Source organism: Mucilaginibacter sp. SG538B, assembly GCF_013376065.1.
Classification (GTDB): Bacteria; Bacteroidota; Bacteroidia; order Sphingobacteriales; family Sphingobacteriaceae; genus Mucilaginibacter; species Mucilaginibacter rubeus.
Window position 1 is genome coordinate 1,330,939 of sequence record NZ_JABMJI010000002.1, and the last position, 18,973, is coordinate 1,349,911.

Genomic DNA, 18,973 nt, shown 5'->3' on the forward strand with positions numbered 1-18,973 from the left:
GAAAACAAATTGCCGGTGGCCCTAAGCCCGGATTTCAAAAAATGCACGTTTAGCCGGCAAATCGCTATATTAACATCAATAATTTATGAATAAGCCGGGCTTAATATACTTTTGAAGAATGCACCGTATCAAGGTTAAACATATCATCGAGATACTGATCCACCTGGCGTTCTGGATAGGGGTGTATTACACCCTGAATTCGCTAACCAGCTCAACGGTCAAGATCCGGGTAAACCATAACGGAAAGATCATGGAAAGGAGTGAGGTAGATACAATTTTCCCGTATTCCCGCTTTACACTCGCGTTTTTGGTCCTGCTGTTTTACGGCAATATATTTTGGATCTTTAAAAAGGCGCTTCGGTATAAAAGCTTATTTGCAGGCATCGCTATAGCCGCCTGCTGGTTTATATTGGTCTTTTTGGCCAATTATATTTTAGTTGGTTCTAAATTGAACAATAGCCTGCCCATTGGGCCTCCGCCCCCTGGTTTTGCAGCAGGCAAGGACGGCCTTAATCACCTGATACCAAATCATAGCGCATTTTTTGCAATAGGGAACTGGGTGCACATGCAGCTCACCATGCTGCTTATTTTTTTAACTGCAGCCGGGCTTTCAATAGCCTATTTCTTTTTGAAAGAATGGGCCCGAACTGAACTGGTACGCAATCAGCTGGAGGCTTATCAACTGAGTACCGAGATCAAATTCCTTAAATCGCAGATCAATCCGCATTTCCTGTTTAATACCCTCAATAACCTGTTTTCGATGGCACAGGAAAAGGGGAATGATGAGCTTGCCGACGGCATCTCCAAACTTTCGGGCATGATGCGCTACATGATCTATGACAGCAATGCCGGTGGTGTGCCGCTAAATAAAGAAATAGCATACCTGGAAGACTGTATTACCCTGAATAAGCTGCGTTATGCAGATGATGAGGTAAAAGTGATATTTGATCACCCTGCGCAGACGGGAACTGTCGTCGTCGCTCCGATGCTATTTATCCCTTTTGTTGAAAATGCCTTTAAGCACGGCGTTTCTATTGGGCAAACATCCGGGATAGATATTGCCATTGTGCTTGCAGACCATAAGCTGATCTTTACCTGTGTCAATACCAAATATAGCGCCATCAAAAAAATGGAGGATGAGAAAAGCGGCATCGGGCTCGAGAATGTAAAGCGACGGCTCGATCTTTTGTATCCTGGCAAACATGACCTGCAGATCAATGAAGACCGGGGGAAATATATTGTTAAACTCGAAATTGACCTGGAATGATAACCTGCATTGCCATTGATGATGAGCCTAAGGCGCTTGAAGTGATAGAGCGCTATTGTCTTAAAACCAGCCTGGTTGATTTGAAAGCCACCTTTCGCGAACCGGTGAAGGCCATCGAATTCCTGAACCGCGAAAAGGTAGACCTTATTTTTCTGGATATTAATATGCCTGATATCAGCGGAATGCAGTTGGTGCAAACCTTGTCGCCCAGGCCAATGATCATTTTTACTACCGCTTATAGTCACTATGCGGTAGAGAGCTACGACTTGAACGCCCTCGATTACCTGTTGAAACCTATCACTTTTGAGCGCTTTCTTGCAGCCATAAATAAAGCCGCAGCGGCACTATCTTCAAGAAATGGGGTAAGCAAAGAGGATGAGCCCACCGTTTTTATCAAAAGCGGTCCGCAAACTTACCAGGTTAAAGTAGATGAGATCTTGTATCTGGAAAAAGACGGTAATTATATCACCATTCACCTTAAAGACAGAAATATCCTGGTGCGTGAGAATATGGGCGATATTTTTGACCTCGTGCCAGCAGCGGATTTTTTACGGGTGCATAAATCATACGTGGTGGCCATCAAACATATTACCATGATCGAAGTGCATCAACTTATTATTAACGGCGAAAAAATCCCGATAGGAAGCACTTATCGGGATCTTCTGCGCAGCAGGCTGGGGTTAAAATAATGTCCCCCATGTAAAATGCGACGGCATTTACTTCAGGGTATATAAGGTTTAATGCTTAGAAATTTCTGACTTTAGTGGTGGCTTGACACCACTAAATACAAACTGGTTTTTTGAAAGAATAATAAAGAATGTTTTTACAAACGGCATTTTAATCGTTTCTTAAACTTTTTACCGGATTTGAGGAGGCTGTCTTGATTGTTTGAAAAGCTGATGTCAAAAATGCGGCAAACAACATTCCAATTCCACTAAGAACAAATATCCACCAGCTTATTGCCGTGCGGTCCGCATAGCTTTGTAACCATTTATTCATTGCAAACCAGGCAAATGGCATAACCAATACAAAAGATAAAATAATTAATCCGGCTATCTCTGACGACAATAACTTTACAATTTGTGTTACCGACGCGCCAAGTACCTTTCGGATACCAATTTCCCGTGTGCGCCTGTTGGTATTAAAAATGGTTAGGCCGAGTAAGCCCAAACAACTGATTAATATAGAAAGTCCTGTTGCCCAGCCGAGTAATTTCGATGTGCGCTGTTCGCTATCATAAAAACGGGCTACCTCTTCATCAAAAAAATGATAATCAAATTCAATATCTGGATAAACCTCCGTCCAGGCTTTTCTCATTCTGCCGATGGCATTGCTCCAATCATTATTTCCGGTAGTTTGAGGCTTTAGCAAGATATGGAAAAACCGATCATTAAACCGGTAATGCGGGGTTTGTATAGACATGGGCATGATTGGGTCCCGGAGTGATTTCTGATAAAAATCAGCAACTACGCCAACTATCATCCTCTTATTGCCCTCATAATCAAAAGATGCCCCAACAGCATCCGCGGGGTTCTGAAAACCTATCATATGAGTATATTTTTCATTTACCAGTACGGCGGTCAGTGAATCTGCAGGTTGCAGGTTACGGCCGGCTAATAATTTTATACGGTAAACTTTAAGGTAATTCTCGTCGCCGTTTCGTTGTTGCAGGGTTGCTTTAACTTCTTTTTTTCCGTCGTTATAAGTTACTTCCCATACTCCTATCTTTTCATCAGCAGGCGGCTCGCTTCCAATACTCATTAAGTCGATTTGGGGGATCTGACTTATTTTGTCTTTAAATAACTGTTGTTTGTTAGTATTTATCGTATTGAGAGGAGTACTTATGTTGATGATCCCATCTTTACTGAAGCCCATATCTTTATGCAGCGCATAAAAAACCTGTTTATTAACCAGCAGCGTTGTCATGATGAAAAATTGGGCGATTATAAACTGCGTAACTGACAGCGATTTTCGAAGCAACGTTCCGGTGCTCTTGCCTGTATCTTTGTTCGGCAGGTTATGTAATACAGATACCGGCCGGTACCCGGAAAGGATAATTGCGGGGTACAATCCGGCCAGTAGGGTTACTGTTATTAGGAGTGTGAATAAAAACAGCAACAGGTTGCTATCAAAATAATTAACAGATACGCCCGGGGGGATAAAATCTGCAAAGAATTTCAGTATCACCGGTGTCAGTACCATGGCTATGCAGATGGCAACAAGTGTGATAACCAAAGTTTCGCTCAAAAACTGTACAATTAGCTGCCATCTGCTGCTGCCCATAGTTTTACGGATCCCAATTTCCCGGGCCCGCTGTGCAGCCTGCGCTGTTGAAAGATTAATAAAATTGATGGATCCGAGCAATAACAGAAATCCGGCAACAATGAGTAAACTATATAGCGTAGTCTTGCTCGCCCGCCTCCCTTTTTCAAAATTGGGATATACCGGGTCGAAATGCAGGTCGCGGAATGATTGTAAATGTTCAGTCTGGCCGTCTCCGGGCCTTAGTTCCTTATTGTATTTTTTCAGCAACCCGTTGATCCGCTCTTCTATGTCAGCGGCATTCGCATGTTTATCAATCTTAATGAATAATTGCCACACCACACCCGGCCACTCGGTTAAACGGGTCATGTTTTTCAAATTGGCATTATGCAGGCAGGTTGGATAGGATATAAAATCCTTAAAATAAAAATCGGTATTTTGAGCGGGAGTTTGAACTATACCCGAAACGGTTGTTTTGATGCTGTCATATATAACCGTTTTGCCCAATAATTGGTTGTAAGGGGCATTGGGGAAATATTTCCTGGCCTGATCAGAGGTAAGTACCACCTGGTATGGCTCTCGAAGTGCTGTAGCTGGCGAACCTGCCAGCCATTTATAATTAAACAGATTAAAATATTCATCATCAGCCAGCACAATACTACTTTCACCTCTGAATTTAACCGGACTTGATGTTTCATCGGGGACCTGTACATCAGTGTTTTTCATTTCTAAAAAGCGGGTGGCAGTTTTTATACCAGTTGCTTCTGCTTTTACTATTGCGGGAAGCGGGCCATTTACCATGCCCAATTTGGCTACTACCTTATCCATGTATGAAAAGTCTGTTACGACCCTGTAAATCCTGTCACTATCGTTGTGAAACCTATCGAAACTGAGATCAAAACTTACGATAACATAAATAGCCAGGGCCGCACTGACACCAATAGCCAATCCCACTATATTTACGAAAGTAAAAAAACGGTGCGCCCGGAAATTGCGAAGCGCTGCTTTAAAATAGTTTTTGATCATGGCTGTATTGATATGTGAGGTTGATGTTAAGGTTTAGCGGCTGCGTTTCGCATAGGGTTTAATTAGATTCTTTATGCGATCAATTTAAAGAATTTAATTTGTTAAAAATAAATAATTCAACATATTATTATATTTAACCCAATCCATTTAATATCAAAGGCTATGGTCATAGGAAGCCACTCAGATTAAATGCTCTTATTTCAACAATGACTTTGTTTGTTTGCCTGCCAAACTGAACCACTTAATCATTCACTCCTCAAACTCTTCACCGGATTAGCTTTTGCCGCTTTTATTGCCTGGAAACTTATGGTTGCAAGTGCAATAACAATTGCTGCTATTCCGCCTGCAGCAAATAGCCACCAACTGATATTGATGCGATAAACATAAGCTTGCAGCCACTGGTGCATGTAATACCATGCAATGGGGGTGGCGATGGCAAAGGCGATAGCAATGAGTATAATAAACTCTTTCGAAAACAAATAAACGATGCTGCCTGACGTAGCGCCAAGTACTTTGCGGATGCCGACTTCTTTTATCCGTTGTACAGCCATGAACGAGGCTAAGCCATACAAACCCAGGCAGCTTAGAAGTATGGCGATTACCGCAAAAATTTTATACAATTGGGCTAACTGATTTTCCTGTTTGTAAAAACTTGCAATTTTATCATCCAAAAACCGGTATTCATAAACAAAGTTGGGAAATGTTTTTTCAAATACTTGTTTAACGGATTGCATCGTCGAAAAAACATTCGTGGTTTTAAGCTTTATGCCGGCCTGATTATACATGGTGATGTTTGTGGCGATAAGTAATGGTGCAAGGCCGTGCCGGAAAGACCTGTCATTAAAATCTTTTAATACGCCAACAACCGGGCATTTTATTACACCATCCCATATGCTGATTTCCTTGTTCAATATATCCCCGGGGTTTTTAATCCCTAAGCTTTTTACAAGCGATTCGTTTACCAAAAACTCCCTGGTAAAGGGGGATGGCTGAAGGTTTCGTCCGGCTATTAACTTTAGTTTGTAGGTTGGTACATAGCCTTCGTCGGCAAATTTGGTAATCGCCTTGAAACCTGTTTCTTTTGTTGCATGGTCAAACCTGACTGCGCTCCACGTATCATTACCGTTTTCAATTGGGGTGTTCGAACTGTAGCATACCGCCTGTACGCCGTTTATGGATAATAACTGGTCCCTCAAATAACTCAGCCTGCTCATTCGAAGACTATCTACCCGGAACGGAATATTAACAATTGTTTCTTTATCGAAGCCTAAAGGCTGATCCATAAAATAGTCCATTTGCTTTACAATGACGAGCGTTCCGATGATCAATGCCTGCGCAATGATGAATTGAAACACCACCAGGCCCCTTCTTAATGAAATTCCCTTTGCCGGATCTGTCGTGAGTTTACTTTTTAAAGCATTAACAGGATTGAAACGCGATAAAACAATAGAAGGATAAAAACCCGCTAATGCGGTTACAACAACTGCTACAGCCAGAAGGAATAAAATAATTGAAGGATTGCTGAATATGTTGAATGAAAGCGATAGCTCTAAAAGTCGGCTTATATAAGGTAATGCAAGTATGGTAATAGCAACTGCAAGTAATACAGCGCTTGCTACGATCAAAAATGTTTCGACAATGAACTGGAGTTGCAATTGCGATTTATTGCTCCCCAAAACCTTTCTGACACCAACCTCTTTTGCCCGGTTAACAGCCTGCGCGGTAGAAAGGTTGATAAAGTTTACACAGGCAATGAGCAGGATGAACGCGGCAATTAGCCACAGTACATTGAGCAACTGATGACTGGCTGTTTGGTTGCTGTAGTTGCCTGTTTGGGAATCATAATGAACGGCATTTAACGCTTGAATAATATGGCTGTCCTTATTATCAGAAGATTGTACCTTTTGTGAATATGCTCTCAGCTGTTGATTAAAATTGTCGGCAGAAAGGTTCTTGGGTAACAAAATATAGCAGCCAAAATCAGTTACCGTTCTGTTCCAATCTGTAGATTTTGCTAAATAGTCTCCGGTAAACCCAGTCCCAAAGCTAACAACAAGTTTGAGCTGAAAGTCAGAATTTGGAGGAATGGTAGCCAGGACCCCCGACACTCTTAATACGTCCGTGCCATGCTCAAACATAAAGCCGCCCATTTGCAATTTAATGGTTTTACCTATTGCCGATTTCCAGTCGCCAAAATACTTTTCAGCAACCTCTTTGGTAAGCAGTACGTTGTCAGGGTCTTTTAATGAAGCGTACGAGCCGGCAAGCAGCGGGAAGTTGAAAATTTTAAAGAATGATGGATTGGTGTAAAACAGGCCCCTTTGTTCCTTAAACATTTTTATCGTGGCCCCATTTTCGTCAGGAATAATCAACTGGTCATTCTGGCTTGCAAAAATTGGGGCAACCTGTTCTATTTGGGAGAAAGCCGTTTTTAATCCTAAAGGCAACGGAAAGGGGATGTCTTTACCATAGGTAATATCACCGGTTTCTGTGTGATGGTATTCGGTTAGCACACGATAGGCACGATTTTTCTTCGGGTGAAAACTATCAAAGCTTGTTTGAAACTGTATAATGATAAAGATCATCATACAAACAGCAATACCTACGGCCAGGCCGGTAATGTTAATAGCGGTATAGCTTTTATTGCGCATTAAATTACGCCAGGCGATTTTGAAATAATTTTTAAACATAAAGTTGCGGTTTGTTTTATCACGAGACCATTTAGGAGCGGTTTCATGATTCAAAACTACCGGCGCAAATTGGGTCTCGCTTCTCAACTTATAAGTTGGGTACTCTTTTTTTAAGTTGTTTTTATATTCCTGCGGGCTTTTTCCGGTCACTTGCTTGAAAATGCGGCTAAAGGTACTTTGGGAGTTAAATCCCGATTCAAACGCTATCCCTAAAAGGGTGATATGATCATTAGCGGGATCCCGCATTTTCCGCGCAGCTGCCTGTACCCGGTATTCGTTAATAAAATCATTGAAGCTTTTTTTGAGCACTGTATTGATGATCCGTGATAACTCATGGGGATGCATACCGAGCTTTTCGGCCAAAGAACTTAAACTCAATTCAGGATCCTGGTAGTAATTATTTTCTTTAACAACCCGCTTTAACCAGGCGCCTTTTTGCTTCAGCTCCGCTGGTAGTAATGGTTTAAAAACCGGTAAGCTATCTGCCTGTGCGGTAATTTCCGGCCTTAAAAATGCTCTCGCCGCCATCCAGATAAGCGCGGACATTAGCAGGAAATACAAAGGGTAGTAGGCCTGTATGCCCAATTGGTAATCATAATAAAAATCGTCGGCAGCTATAAAAGGGATCCACAAAAGCCATAACAACCCGAAGCCTGTCAGTAGGTTATTTATCCATTTTAACTCGTGCCGGTACCGGTCGCCTCCGTTAAATTTTAGCTCCTGGTAAAAGTTTTCGATCAGCTTGCGGCACCGGTATAGATAAATAATTATCGAGATAAATGCTAATAGTAGTAATACAGGGTTTATTCGTTGAAATATCAGCGTATCATAAGTTGCCCGGCCCGTTTTTATACTTTCCAGCACTTCTAAAGCCCAGGCGCTTAGTTCGACTAACAGTGGGCTGAAATGCAGCAGGTCCCTGCGGGTGAATTTATACTCCGGCTGGGTTATTTTAAGTACATAAAAGAAAATGAGCGGGCCAAATGCCAGCGAAAACTGCAGCGGCAGCCGGCCCCAGCTGGTAATATAGGTTGACAGCCCGATATCGGTGCCCAGGATCCGGACTATCCACAAAGCGGCAATTGCCAGTGCGACCGCCAAAAACCGATTTGCCGACTGGTTTGTTTTCCTGGTGAACCATAAAAGCAGGATAAAAGTGAGGCCGATAAACAGCATCCCAAAAAACGCAGCGTCATAAAGGGTGATATGGAATGTATACGGCTTCAAGCAAATGAATGAAGTTAATAACTACTCCAAATTAATAAAATACTAATGGATAATAGGTTAACGGATAAATTAAATCCAAAATACACGGTTCTGCTTTGCAGCGTTTTTTAAATGACTGTATACCCTCGGCTTGTCATAGCATGTGTACAAAAAAGCAGCTTGGTTTGGTAAAGCGGCTTAGTAGTTATCTAATACAAATACTTCAGGGTATTGCCAGATATGTTCCAAAAAGAATTAATCCCAAATACCGTTCTGCGCTGTGAATATCACGGCCTCACCGCCGGTTACCATAATGGTGTGCTCGTGCTGTGCAACAAAACCGCCTTTATTACCAATTAATGTCCAGCCATCGGCTTGAGTATCGGCAATTGTCGACCGTGTTGAGATGAATGTCTCTATCGCCACCACCGAATTCTTTTTAAAGCGCGCAGTGTTATATCGGTCGCAGAAGTTGGCAACTTCATGCGGCTCTTCGTGCAAGCTGCGGCCAACACCATGCCCGGTCAGGTTTTTTATTACCGTGTAGCCGGCTTTTTTGGCTTCAGTTTCAATTAACCTGCCGATCTCCGAAATCCTGACACCGCCTTTGATGTTTTTGATCGCTTTTTTTAAGATCTCTTTCGAGGCCTCCACCAATTTGCCATAGCCGTGGATATCCTGCCCTAAAACGAAGGAGCCGCCGTTATCGGCCCAGTAACCATTTAGCTCTGCCGATACATCAATATTTACCAGGTCGCCTTCTTTAAGGATCTTATCAGCCGAAGGTATGCCGTGCGCTGCTTCCTCATTCACGCTTATACAAGTATGTCCCGGGAAATTGTAGGTTAACAAAGGCGCAGATCTTGCGCCCAGCTGTGCCAGCAATTCGCCGCCGTATTCGTCAAGTTCTTTTGTAGAGATACCCGGTTTTGCGTACTCCCGCATCCTCCTGAGCGTAATAGCTACAGCATCGCTGGCCTGCTGCATTCCAATTTTTTCGTCTTCGGTGGTTATAGACATTCTTAAACTTTTATCTGTTGCAAAATTAACAATTAATGCGGTTGGCAGGGTTTACCAAATGTCAGTTTGTGAGGGTAGGTGCTGTGTTCCCGGAAGTAATTAAAAAAGCCGCTCTACTTTCGTAAAGCGGCTTCGCTGCGTGTTTGGGAAATCCGGCCCCTGGCGAAATGTTACTTTTTCAGCGGGCCAACGTGCCGGTAAGTGTTGACGAGCAAACCGGTGGGTGTACTCTTCGAGTCGACAAAAGCAAGCTCCCGGGCGTCAATAGTGTCCGACAATAAGCGTTTACCCCGGCCAAGCAACACCGGGTAGGTGATGAGCACAACCTCGTCAGCCAGTCCCTGGTCAAGCAACACAGAAGTTAGCGTTGAACTTCCAACGACGATCAGGTCGGGGCCGTCGGTTGATTTGAGATCGCGAATAGACGCTATAATATCCTCGCCTAAACCCTTTACTGGTCCCCATGCCAGGCTGTCGGGTCTGTGGGTTACTATGTATTTTGTTGCGGCATTTATAGCATTAGCCATTGGGAAATCTCCGGCAGTAGGCCAAAAGCCACTAAATATATCGTAAGTGTGGCGGGCAAGCAGCAGGTCGAAGTTTGGTCCGTATGCCTCTAAAAGGGTTGCCGCCCCGGCAGGACTGCGATAAGGTGTTGTCCATGCGCCATAGGTATAGTCTCCGTCATGTTCTATCACGCCATCCAGCGAGATATGTTCAAAAATTCTGATTTTTCTCATTTGTTTATAAATAGTTATAGGTAAATAAAATTCCTTTTCCTGCGGTGGTATCTTCAGATTGCATTATTGCGGCTTTATTATTGTAAAAAGCCATTCAGAAGATCTGATATCGTTTTTGTTTGCTGCATTAAGCTTACATGTCCCTGTGCAGGAACAATGGCCAAATGTGATTTTGGCATCGGCGCCAAATCAGCAGATATGCCGCCTCCCAGTAATTGGTACGTTTTTGCCAACTCCACTTTGTCCAGCCCGTCATTATCGCCAGAAATAAGCAACACCGGCGAGGTGATTTTTGCAATATTGGCATCACCCACGTCAAAGGGTACCCCGGCAAAAACAATCATTTGTTCAACAAACTTTCTCCATTTTGTTTTGTCGGGTGCTACTGCATCATATGCAGTTTTTAACGGAGTATTGTCAAAAAATTCAGGCTTAAAACCTTTAAAACCACCATTTACCACAGGCAGCCAGCCGTTAGTTTTGTACGTAGATGAAATGATCACTAATTTTCTTACCCGTTTAGGGCTTTTTACTGCCAACTGGTAAGCTATGGAACCGCCCATGCTATACCCGGCAACATCGGCACTATCAATTTTTAGGTAATTCATTACACCTTCCACATCACTTGCCAGGGTAGCGATATCTAATTTTCTGTCGGAATATGGCGTGTGCCCATGCCCCTGCATTTCGAGGGCAATTACCTTTCTTGTTTTTGACAGTTCAGGGATTAACTGCGCCCAGTTCATCTCAATGGTATAAAAAGCGCCATGCAGCAAAACGATAGGCTTTCCCTCTCCATAAACTTCGTAATAAACTTTGATGCCATTAACCGGTGCATAGCCGCTGGCGGCAGGCTTAAGCTGTTGCCCTTTAGATTGGAATACGGTAAAAAAAAGCATAGCAATTATTAATACCGGTTGGATGACATTAGATCCTTTAAATACTCTTTTCATGGAATGTTAGTTTAATTGTTTCGATTTGATTGACAATACAAAGATGGTGAGTATTGTAAGAGTAAGTACTGTGTGAAAACGACATGTTGAGGGGGGGATCGCGACAAAGATATTGCTGGTGAGTTTTCTTTATATTTAAGCCGATACCGACCGAATGCCGCGGCGCTAAAAGATCCAATTAAAACCGCTTTGCTTTTCACTTTAGTAAAGTCTCTTCCCTGGTTGTAGGGAACTATCTCGAACCTATTGTGCGGTATTGAGTATGCGACGCAGGGAGCGGAGTAAAATACTCGTGACTTCTCAGGTGGTTTCCTTTATTTAGTAACTTGTAATCGAAATAGTAGCCTGCAATTTCAACTACTAAAATTTAACCGTTAACAGATATCACATCAATGAAACAAAAAGAATTAGCCGAATTAACAAACGACGAATTATTACAGGATGCAAGGAAGATCAAGTCTGGTAAGCTTATGGATGCCGTGATCTTTGGTTTTTTAATCGGAGTGTCCGTTTATAGTGTTGTCAGAAATGGGTTTGGATTGTTGACCTTTCTTCCATTGGTTTATATTCCGATTGCGGCGAGGAATAGGGTCAGGAATAAGGAAATAGAGAGATTGGTGACCGAGAGGGGCTTGAAATAGATCCTATCCGGCCTGAATATGCAGCGCTGGGATGCAGCGTAGAGTGCCCGTGGCTTCTTAGTTTTGATAAGTCACGGGTACGCCCACTCCCTGGCTTTTGTTTCGCATCCTCATGCCAGTGAAGAGAAGGAGTTTTAAGCTTTTTATAATATCTTGAATATTAAACTGTTGTTCAACATTCGACGATCCCCGGTAAAATTAATCCCCTTGTTTCAGTGATGAAACCTTCTTGCCTTAACTAATATCCAAACCTTTAAGCTTTCGCCCCCACCCAAAAGATAATCGCAAATAAATTTGCGCAACTCAAAAGTTGCATATATATTTACGCAACTTAAAAGTTGCGCGTTTTAAAATGAAACAAGATCTATTCCAGGCTATAGCCGATCCGACACGCAGGGCTATTTTAACATTAATTGCTATTAAGGCGTTGACACCTAATGCAATGGCCGAAAAATTTGACATGACCCGGCAGGCAGTATCCAAACATATTAAAGTACTTCATGAATGTGAATTGATTAAACCAGAGCACTCGGGCAGGGAAATTTATTATCACTTTAATGCAAAGAAAATGCAGGAGCTCGACAACTGGTTAGCCCAATTCAGGCAGAGCTGGGAAACGCAGTTTAATCAGCTCGACAAAGTATTATCAACAATTAAACAACAGAAAATATGAACAACGATTTGCTATTTGATTTTACCGTTGATAAAGCAGCGCAAAAGGTATTTATAACCCGGGAGTTTGATGCCGGGCTTGACCTTGTATGGGATGCTTTTACAAAGCAGGAGATACTTGACCAATGGGCTGCACCCGCGCCAATGCGCTCCAAAACTAAATACATGAATTTTGAAGTTGGGGGACGAAGATTTTACGCCATGATAAGCCCCGACGGGCAAGAACGCTGGCTGCTGCAGAAATATACGTCTATTACCCCCAAAACCAATTTTCAATTATATAATTCTTTTGCCGACAAAGATGAAAATCCCGAATTACCGGGCTCGGAATGGGATTACAATTTCAGTGAACAAGATGGCATAACAACAGTGAATATTTCCATTTATAATGAATCGCTCGAACGCATGGAGCGCTTAACCGATGGTTTCACTAAAGGAATGATGCTGATGTTGAAAAACCTGGACGACTTGTTTGCAGCCTTATCGCAAAAATCATAAGGTGAACTGAATATTAATAACCGAAGAGATAAACAAAAAACATAACAATTTAAAACTAAAATTATGAGAGCAATTAATCCCTGGATCAACTTCAATGGCAACGCCCAGGAAGCATTCAATTTTTACAAATCAGTTTTTGGCGGAGAGTTCACCAGGATCATTCGCTTCAAAGACTTAGCCGGCCCTGAATTCCAGGTGTCGGAGAGTGAAGAAAACAAAATAATGTACATCGGTTTACCCCTCGGTAAAAACAATGTATTGATAGCTAATGATGTTCCTGAATTTATGGGACGGGTAAGCGAAAACGAAAACAGGTCTAAAATATATGCTGGCGCTGAAAGCCGTGAAGAAGCCGATAAAATATTTAACGGCCTATCAGCAGGCGGAGACGTTGAAGGGCCAATTGGCGACAGTCCATGGGGTACATACGCCGGTATGTTCAGGGATAAATATGGCATTGAGTGGATTGTGGAGTTTGATCCGGGGTATAAGGGGTAAAATTAAGTGAGAAAGTGCAGCTCGGCTGGTTCAGGTCCGCTGCATATATTTCAAAATCCAACAATAAGGCTGATTAACGAAAGGTTTAATCGGCCTTTTCGTTGGATGTAGTTGACTTGTTTTGAAGTTTATCTGTGTTAAATCTCGTATTACCATTCCCTCGCTGTTGTTTCTGCTCCACTTTGCTTTTAAAGTAAGGAATGGAATTTCCATTATAGCGATGAACCGCAAATACGTGAGCGAATTGATACTGCTTTTGTTTGGCTGTTCAATTTGTGCGGCTTTCAGTATGGTCGGGCAGTAACGATTTTAATATTGCAAAAGGGGAGTTTGCTTACACCATGCGGCGCGCTTACGGTACTGAGAGGATTGATATTTATAGAAATGCGTGAGAATAATCTGCCAAATAATGTAACTTACCCAGGCTAAATCTTGTCAGGAGAAACCATTTTATGAGCTATATCACATATAACATAATTGCTAAAGTCGAAAATAATCGAGAGGCCTTAATAGACAACCTTACGAAGAATTTAAAATATCAATATGTACATGAATTTTTCACTCCATTTCATGGGGTTGTTTGTCAGACAAATGATAATCTGAGAGAAATTCCATATACCCGGTTTAAAGATGGGGAGTTTAACAACGAAACAGAAAAGATTTATAAAGTTGAGAATCAGTTAAGAGACTACAGCATCGAACTTTCGAAAATTTTTGCAGGTACGGAAATTGCATTTATAAACGTTGATTGTTTTGGCGGTAAATGTTCGTCAAATGGGTTTGTTGTTAAAAACGGGCAGAAAATATACGAGAATGATGGTCATCACTCTGCTCACATGGATATCTTAAAACAGATATCGGCAGATTACTCAGGATGGCATTTCCATCCGTTCACCAGAAACTTTTACTCCCGCAATGCCGGGGTCAAGGGCGGCATAGTGGGTGATATCGTCAACTTCACTTTACCCGCAATTTGGATGTCTTTCAACATTGAGTTTGGCAATAATCCATCGTATCATATTGCAATCACAAAAAATGAGCTATTAGTTGAAAAGACAAATTTTTTTGAATTCTATTTCATGAAAATTGACGATGAATGGCTGAAGGTTTTAGGTACCATATTTGATGATTCTGCAGAAAATTTAGCTGATATGGAAAACACAATGTCAGAAAATTTATCCGGGCTTGAATATCAAGTACAATTTGATTTGTTTGATGGTTCACTTCAAAAAAAGATTGGAACATTACCAATCGAATTTGGCTTTGAAGTTGCTCAAAAGAGTTACAGATCTAAGGCCTTCAACGAAAGACCTTTTCAATTTCCTCCCAGGGAAGATAATTCACAGCAAACGGGTTCAAGGCAGGATGCAAATGCCGGGGAGTCTTCCAATGATAAGAAAGGGTTTTTCAATACCTACCTTTTTAAGTTGTTTCGGAGGAAATAGTTTTTAAAAACGCAGCTGCAATAGTAGCGTCTTTTTAAAAATGGCTCAGCGGTTGCGGTAGCTATAAATGACGATCACTTATCAGACAATCTGTGATTTTGTATCAGGCCGTCATAGTCGCGGCCTTCGGCTATGATGATAGCCGAAACGCAATTTATAATTGTGTCCCCCTAAATTATTTTTATATTTAGCCGCCACTTATTACAGGATGAAAAAGTTACTAACCTTATTATTTGCGCTCTTTACTATTTTATCGGCCTGCAAAAAAGAAATTGCAAAACAACAAATAGATCCAAAGCCGTCACCTGTAATGAGCAGGGTAAAAATAGAGCCTTTATCAACATCATATACCTGGGGCGACCAGGTTAAGCTAACTATAGATTCCCTCACAATCCTCAATACCAGCGATATAACTATAGACTTCGGTTCAAACATAACACTTCACCCAACACGTATTGATACCACAAACGTTTTTTTCAAGGTGCCTAACGCGCTGTTGAATAGATCTAATCTTTTTAATGTTACCATCAATGGGTTGAAAAGCAATGACGGGTATTTAGAGCTTAAGTCGCCAGCTGTGTCCGTTTTGAGTAGTACTATTTTAATGCCCGGCAGCACAATCACTATTTCGGGGCAATATTTTAATCCTGTACTGGCAAATAACCGGGTATTGCTGGATACTATTGCCCTTAGCGTGGTTTCGGCTACGCCCACTCAATTAGTTATAAAGGGAGATAATATACCGATGTCAAACAAGGGAAGTTTGATTATCAAAACGGGGAATGATCTTTCAACGATAGCGCAAGGCGATTATATAGTTTATAAATATTTAGCACCTAAGAATGATTTTCCAGGCGCGGCGCGGTTCGGAGCGACTGCTGTAACCATTAACGGAAATATTTACTTCGGATTAGGGAAATCGAAATCAACAAATAATCCCTTAGCTGACTGGTGGAAATACGAACCGGGTGCCGACAAATGGACACAGCTTGCCAGTTGCCCGATGGCATCATATATTGTGAATTCCTTTAGTATCGGTACAAAAGCTTATGTAGGGATGGGAACAGGAACCTTATATGATAATAATTTTTGGTGTTATGATACTTCCTCAGATACCTGGAAGTCAATAGCTTCTTTTCCTGGTACCTACACGATGTTTCCGGTATGCCTGAGTTCAGATAAATACGGTTATATTATAGGAGGCAGTCTGGCTACATCCGGTGCAATCACCAGGACAAACGATGTATGGCGTTATGACCCGGTTACCGATAAATGGAAGCAGACAACGAGCTTTCCGGGGTTGCCACGTGATGGGGCTATGGGATTTACTTTGAATAACAAGGGTTATGTAATTGGAGGGGCAGCCCAAACCGGCGGTTCGAATCCATATGTAGCGGATGCATGGTCATTTGATTTCGGGACTGAAACGTGGAAGCAATTATCGGAGCCGCCACAGAATGTTGCCCGTAGCCAGGGTTTCGCTTTCTCCGCGCAAAACAAAGGGTATGTAGGCGGCGGTACAACTACAGATGGAGGAAGCTTGCCATACGTTTATGAATACGACCCTATTACTGATACCTGGGCCCTGAAGGAAAAGATTTTTGGTTCAATCAATATTTATTCGGCCTTTGCGAGCGTTAATGGTACAGGTTATATAATTACCGGAGAAGGGTATTTCAATTGGTATTTTGCGGGATCTCAGAGTTTTTTCCAGTTTAAACCATAATCTATCCGAACCAAATCTATATTGAAAGTAAGATTCTGCCGGATACGGTTGGAAATCGCATGATTTAGATATTGACCTTAGCATTCTGATACTAAGAATATTCGCGATAGCACGTCCGCCTCGGCTGGTGCAGGCATGCAGCATGTTCCAAAATAAATTTGCCTCCAACAAAAAAGCCGCCCTGCAAATGCAAAGCGGCTTCGTAGCCCGTAGGGGAATCGAACCCCTGTTTGAAGAATGAAAATCTCCTGTCCTAACCCCTAGACGAACGGGCCTTTTTATTTTGTTTCCTGTAACTTGCATTACACAATCCCGGAAAACGCTGGATTGATAACGTATTAAAAAACCCCAGATCTTTCGATTTGAGGTTTCGTGTCTTGTGGTAGCCCGTAGGGGAATCGAACCCCTGTTTGAAGAATGAAAATCTCCTGTCCTAACCCCTAGACGAACGGGCCTTTCTTATTGTTTCCCTTGATTTGGGATTGCAAAGATAGAGTTTAAATAATAAAATTAAAATAAACAATAAAAAAAATCCAAGTTGTTGATGAAAGTTATTGTATATCAATTAAATAAAATAAAAAATTGAGATGGGGCTTGCAAACTTTGCCGGGTTAAAGCTATCTTTATTCCATAAATCAATCATCTTTTTATGAAAGCTATCTGGAATAACCAGGTCATTGCCGAAAGCAATGACACTATTGTTGTTGAAAATAATCATTATTTCCCTAAAGAAAGTGTTAAGGCCGAGTATCTTAAACCGTCCGACGTGCATACAACCTGCCCGTGGAAGGGACTGGCATCATATTATTCCCTCGATGTTGACGGTAAAGAAAACCAGGATGCCGCGTGGTATTATCCCGAACCAAAAGATGCTGCAAAAAACATTACCAACTATGTGGCGTTTTGGAAGGGCGTGAAAATTACCGAATAAAGCTATGAAAACATACGATGCCATTGTTATAGGCGCCGGTCAGGCCGGCGCCCCATTAGCCAAAAAATTGGCTAATGCCGGGAAAAAGACCGTTATAATTGAGAAACGATTTTATGGCGGTACTTGCGTTAACGATGGCTGTACGCCTACTAAAACCATGGTTGCTTCGGCAAAGGCGGCTTACATGGCCGGTAAAAGTTATGAATTGGGCGTGCCTGTAAAAAAGTTTTCGGTTGATCTTGCCGCCATAAAAAAACGTAAGGATGATATCGTATTACGCTCGCGTAATGGCGGACTAAAATCTGCCGAAAAAACACAGAACCTCGATGTGGTGTTGGGCGAGGCGACTTTTACCGGCGAAAAAACGGTTGAGGTTAAGCTTAACAGCGGCAAAAAGCAAACGATTACTGCCGATCTTATCTTTTTAAACCCCGGCGCGCTGCCTTTGATTCCCGAAATTGAAGGATTGAATGAGATAAAATATCTCAACTCAACCACCATACTTGATTTGGAAGAAGTACCGGAGCATCTGCTTGTGCTTGGCGGAAATTACATTGGACTGGAGTTTGGGCAAATGTTTCGGCGGTTTGGCAGTAAAGTTACCATTTTAGAAAAATCGGAGCGGATAGTTTCGCACGAGGATGAGGATATTTCGGCAGAGATGCAAAAGATCCTCGAACTGGAAAAAATCGAGATCTTAAATAATGCCCAGGCCCTTAAGTTTAAACAAAAAGCCGGCGGCAAAATAACAGCGACGATAGCTCAAAAAGGGGAGGAGCGCAAAATCAAATGCACCCATGTATTGGTGGCCATCGGCCGTAAACCGCAAACGGAGGCTTTGAATTTGCCCTTCGCCGGGATTGAAACGGATGAGCATGGTAATATCAAAGTAAATGACAAGCTGGAAACTACTGCCACCGGTGTTTACGCACTTGGCGATGCAAAGGGCGGCCCGGCGTTTACACATATTTCCTACAACGATTATACCATTGTTTACCGTAACCTTTTTGAAAAAACGGATTATAACATCCAGGACCGTCCGGTGCCTTATTGCATGTTTACCGATCCGCAACTGGGCAGGATCGGCTTGGATGAAACGGGAGCAAAAAAGCTGGGGATTAAATATAAAGTAGCAAAGCTGCCCATGGCCCATGTGGCGCGTGCTATTGAAACCGGCGATACGCGTGGCTTTATGAAAGCCATTGTTGATCCCGATACAAAAAGGATCTTAGGCGCTACGGTACTTGGCCCCGAAGGTGGCGAAATCATGACCGTGTTGCAAATGGCCATGGAAGGCGGTATTACTTACGATAGGATCCGCTATTGTGTTTTTGCCCACCCGTTGTATTCCGAATCACTGAACAACCTTTTCATGACCCTTGGGGATTAAACCGGCGC

At 42.3% G+C, this 18,973-nt stretch carries 15 protein-coding genes and 2 tRNA genes; 10 read left to right on the plus strand and 7 right to left on the minus strand.

From position 1 onward, the window contains the following. Positions 1-118 precede the first annotated feature (118 nt). Entirely contained in the window at positions 119-1,267 is a 1,149-nt protein-coding gene (locus tag FHW88_RS15300; protein ID WP_176626530.1) for a sensor histidine kinase, read from the plus strand. After that, the gene (locus tag FHW88_RS15305; RefSeq protein WP_090533640.1) at positions 1,264-1,956 is read left to right on the plus strand and encodes a LytR/AlgR family response regulator transcription factor; all 693 of its coding nucleotides are present in this window, start codon (positions 1,264-1,266) and stop codon (positions 1,954-1,956) included. Before FHW88_RS15300 ends, FHW88_RS15305 begins: the two co-directional genes overlap by 4 nt. Positions 1,957-2,104: 148 nt before the next feature. Here the strand turns inward: FHW88_RS15305 and FHW88_RS15310 are convergent, their stop codons facing one another. The 5 genes from FHW88_RS15310 to FHW88_RS15330 all read right to left on the minus strand — a co-directional run bounded on the left by FHW88_RS15310 (position 2,105) and on the right by FHW88_RS15330 (position 11,164). Further along, positions 2,105-4,555 (minus strand): FtsX-like permease family protein, encoded by a 2,451-nt coding sequence (locus FHW88_RS15310; protein ID WP_176626532.1) that lies wholly within the window; start codon positions 4,553-4,555, stop codon positions 2,105-2,107. Positions 4,556-4,800: 245 nt separating this feature from the next. Continuing rightward, entirely contained in the window at positions 4,801-8,472 is a 3,672-nt protein-coding gene (locus FHW88_RS15315; RefSeq protein ID WP_176626534.1) for an ABC transporter permease, read from the minus strand. Between the two features lie 234 nt (positions 8,473-8,706). Next, positions 8,707-9,471 carry a type I methionyl aminopeptidase gene (gene map / locus FHW88_RS15320; RefSeq protein ID WP_176626536.1) on the minus strand — a complete coding sequence of 255 codons (765 nt, stop codon included), beginning with the start codon at positions 9,469-9,471 and terminating at the stop codon, positions 8,707-8,709. A 170-nt stretch (positions 9,472-9,641) separates the two neighbouring features. After that, positions 9,642-10,211 carry a dihydrofolate reductase family protein gene (locus tag FHW88_RS15325; RefSeq protein WP_176626538.1) on the minus strand — a complete coding sequence of 190 codons (570 nt, stop codon included), beginning with the start codon at positions 10,209-10,211 and terminating at the stop codon, positions 9,642-9,644. 77 nt (positions 10,212-10,288) lie between these two features. Next, positions 10,289-11,164 carry an alpha/beta fold hydrolase gene (locus FHW88_RS15330; RefSeq protein ID WP_176626540.1) on the minus strand — a complete coding sequence of 292 codons (876 nt, stop codon included), beginning with the start codon at positions 11,162-11,164 and terminating at the stop codon, positions 10,289-10,291. Positions 11,165-11,556: 392 nt separating this feature from the next. Between FHW88_RS15330 and FHW88_RS15335 the strand changes: the two genes are divergently transcribed. From FHW88_RS15335 to FHW88_RS15360, 6 genes are all read left to right on the plus strand, one after another. Beyond that, the gene (locus FHW88_RS15335) at positions 11,557-11,805 is read left to right on the plus strand and encodes an FUSC family protein (protein WP_176626542.1); all 249 of its coding nucleotides are present in this window, start codon (positions 11,557-11,559) and stop codon (positions 11,803-11,805) included. A gap of 352 nt (positions 11,806-12,157) precedes the next feature. Next, positions 12,158-12,478, plus strand: coding sequence for an ArsR/SmtB family transcription factor (locus FHW88_RS15340; protein WP_090533654.1), 321 nt, complete (start codon positions 12,158-12,160; stop codon positions 12,476-12,478). Further along, positions 12,475-12,975 (plus strand): SRPBCC domain-containing protein, encoded by a 501-nt coding sequence (locus FHW88_RS15345; protein WP_176626544.1) that lies wholly within the window; start codon positions 12,475-12,477, stop codon positions 12,973-12,975. The genes FHW88_RS15340 and FHW88_RS15345 overlap by 4 nt, the downstream gene beginning before the upstream one ends. A 63-nt stretch (positions 12,976-13,038) precedes the next feature. Beyond that, entirely contained in the window at positions 13,039-13,473 is a 435-nt protein-coding gene (locus FHW88_RS15350; RefSeq protein WP_176626546.1) for a VOC family protein, read from the plus strand. Between the two features lie 452 nt (positions 13,474-13,925). Continuing rightward, the gene (locus FHW88_RS15355; protein ID WP_176626548.1) at positions 13,926-14,918 is read left to right on the plus strand and encodes a hypothetical protein; all 993 of its coding nucleotides are present in this window, start codon (positions 13,926-13,928) and stop codon (positions 14,916-14,918) included. Between the two features lie 208 nt (positions 14,919-15,126). Beyond that, on the plus strand, positions 15,127-16,644 hold the full coding sequence (locus tag FHW88_RS15360) for a Kelch repeat-containing protein (protein WP_176626550.1): 1,518 nt from the start codon (positions 15,127-15,129) through the stop codon (positions 16,642-16,644). 203 nt (positions 16,645-16,847) lie between these two features. Here FHW88_RS15360 and FHW88_RS15365 read toward each other — a convergent pair. Both FHW88_RS15365 and FHW88_RS15370 read right to left on the minus strand, forming a co-directional pair. Next, positions 16,848-16,919 (minus strand) — tRNA-Glu (locus FHW88_RS15365). Between the two features lie 105 nt (positions 16,920-17,024). Then, a tRNA-Glu gene (locus tag FHW88_RS15370) sits at positions 17,025-17,099 on the minus strand. Between the two features lie 194 nt (positions 17,100-17,293). Here FHW88_RS15370 and FHW88_RS15375 point away from each other — a divergent pair. Continuing rightward, positions 17,294-17,575 carry a DUF427 domain-containing protein gene (locus FHW88_RS15375; protein ID WP_176626552.1) on the plus strand — a complete coding sequence of 94 codons (282 nt, stop codon included), beginning with the start codon at positions 17,294-17,296 and terminating at the stop codon, positions 17,573-17,575. Between the two features lie 4 nt (positions 17,576-17,579). Beyond that, complete coding sequence (locus tag FHW88_RS15380; RefSeq protein WP_176626554.1) at positions 17,580-18,965, plus strand: mercuric reductase; 1,386 nt, start codon at positions 17,580-17,582, stop codon at positions 18,963-18,965. The last annotated feature ends 8 nt before the right edge of the window (positions 18,966-18,973 follow it).

Bases quoted from the DNA above. Each gene is read 5' to 3' on its own strand.
- map (WP_176626536.1), bottom strand. From the start codon at position 9,471: ATGTCTATAACCACCGAAGACGAAAAAATTGGAATGCAGCAGGCCAGC.
- FHW88_RS15375 (WP_176626552.1), top strand. From the start codon at position 17,294: ATGAAAGCTATCTGGAATAACCAGGTCATTGCCGAAAGCAATGACACT.
- FHW88_RS15360 (WP_176626550.1), top strand. From the start codon at position 15,127: ATGAAAAAGTTACTAACCTTATTATTTGCGCTCTTTACTATTTTATCG.
- FHW88_RS15350 (WP_176626546.1), top strand. From the start codon at position 13,039: ATGAGAGCAATTAATCCCTGGATCAACTTCAATGGCAACGCCCAGGAA.
- FHW88_RS15380 (WP_176626554.1), top strand. From the start codon at position 17,580: ATGAAAACATACGATGCCATTGTTATAGGCGCCGGTCAGGCCGGCGCC.
- FHW88_RS15330 (WP_176626540.1), bottom strand. From the start codon at position 11,164: ATGAAAAGAGTATTTAAAGGATCTAATGTCATCCAACCGGTATTAATA.
- FHW88_RS15305 (WP_090533640.1), top strand. From the start codon at position 1,264: ATGATAACCTGCATTGCCATTGATGATGAGCCTAAGGCGCTTGAAGTG.
- FHW88_RS15325 (WP_176626538.1), bottom strand. From the start codon at position 10,211: ATGAGAAAAATCAGAATTTTTGAACATATCTCGCTGGATGGCGTGATA.
- FHW88_RS15355 (WP_176626548.1), top strand. From the start codon at position 13,926: ATGAGCTATATCACATATAACATAATTGCTAAAGTCGAAAATAATCGA.
- FHW88_RS15310 (WP_176626532.1), bottom strand. From the start codon at position 4,555: ATGATCAAAAACTATTTTAAAGCAGCGCTTCGCAATTTCCGGGCGCAC.
- FHW88_RS15300 (WP_176626530.1), top strand. From the start codon at position 119: ATGCACCGTATCAAGGTTAAACATATCATCGAGATACTGATCCACCTG.
- FHW88_RS15335 (WP_176626542.1), top strand. From the start codon at position 11,557: ATGAAACAAAAAGAATTAGCCGAATTAACAAACGACGAATTATTACAG.
- FHW88_RS15345 (WP_176626544.1), top strand. From the start codon at position 12,475: ATGAACAACGATTTGCTATTTGATTTTACCGTTGATAAAGCAGCGCAA.
- FHW88_RS15340 (WP_090533654.1), top strand. From the start codon at position 12,158: ATGAAACAAGATCTATTCCAGGCTATAGCCGATCCGACACGCAGGGCT.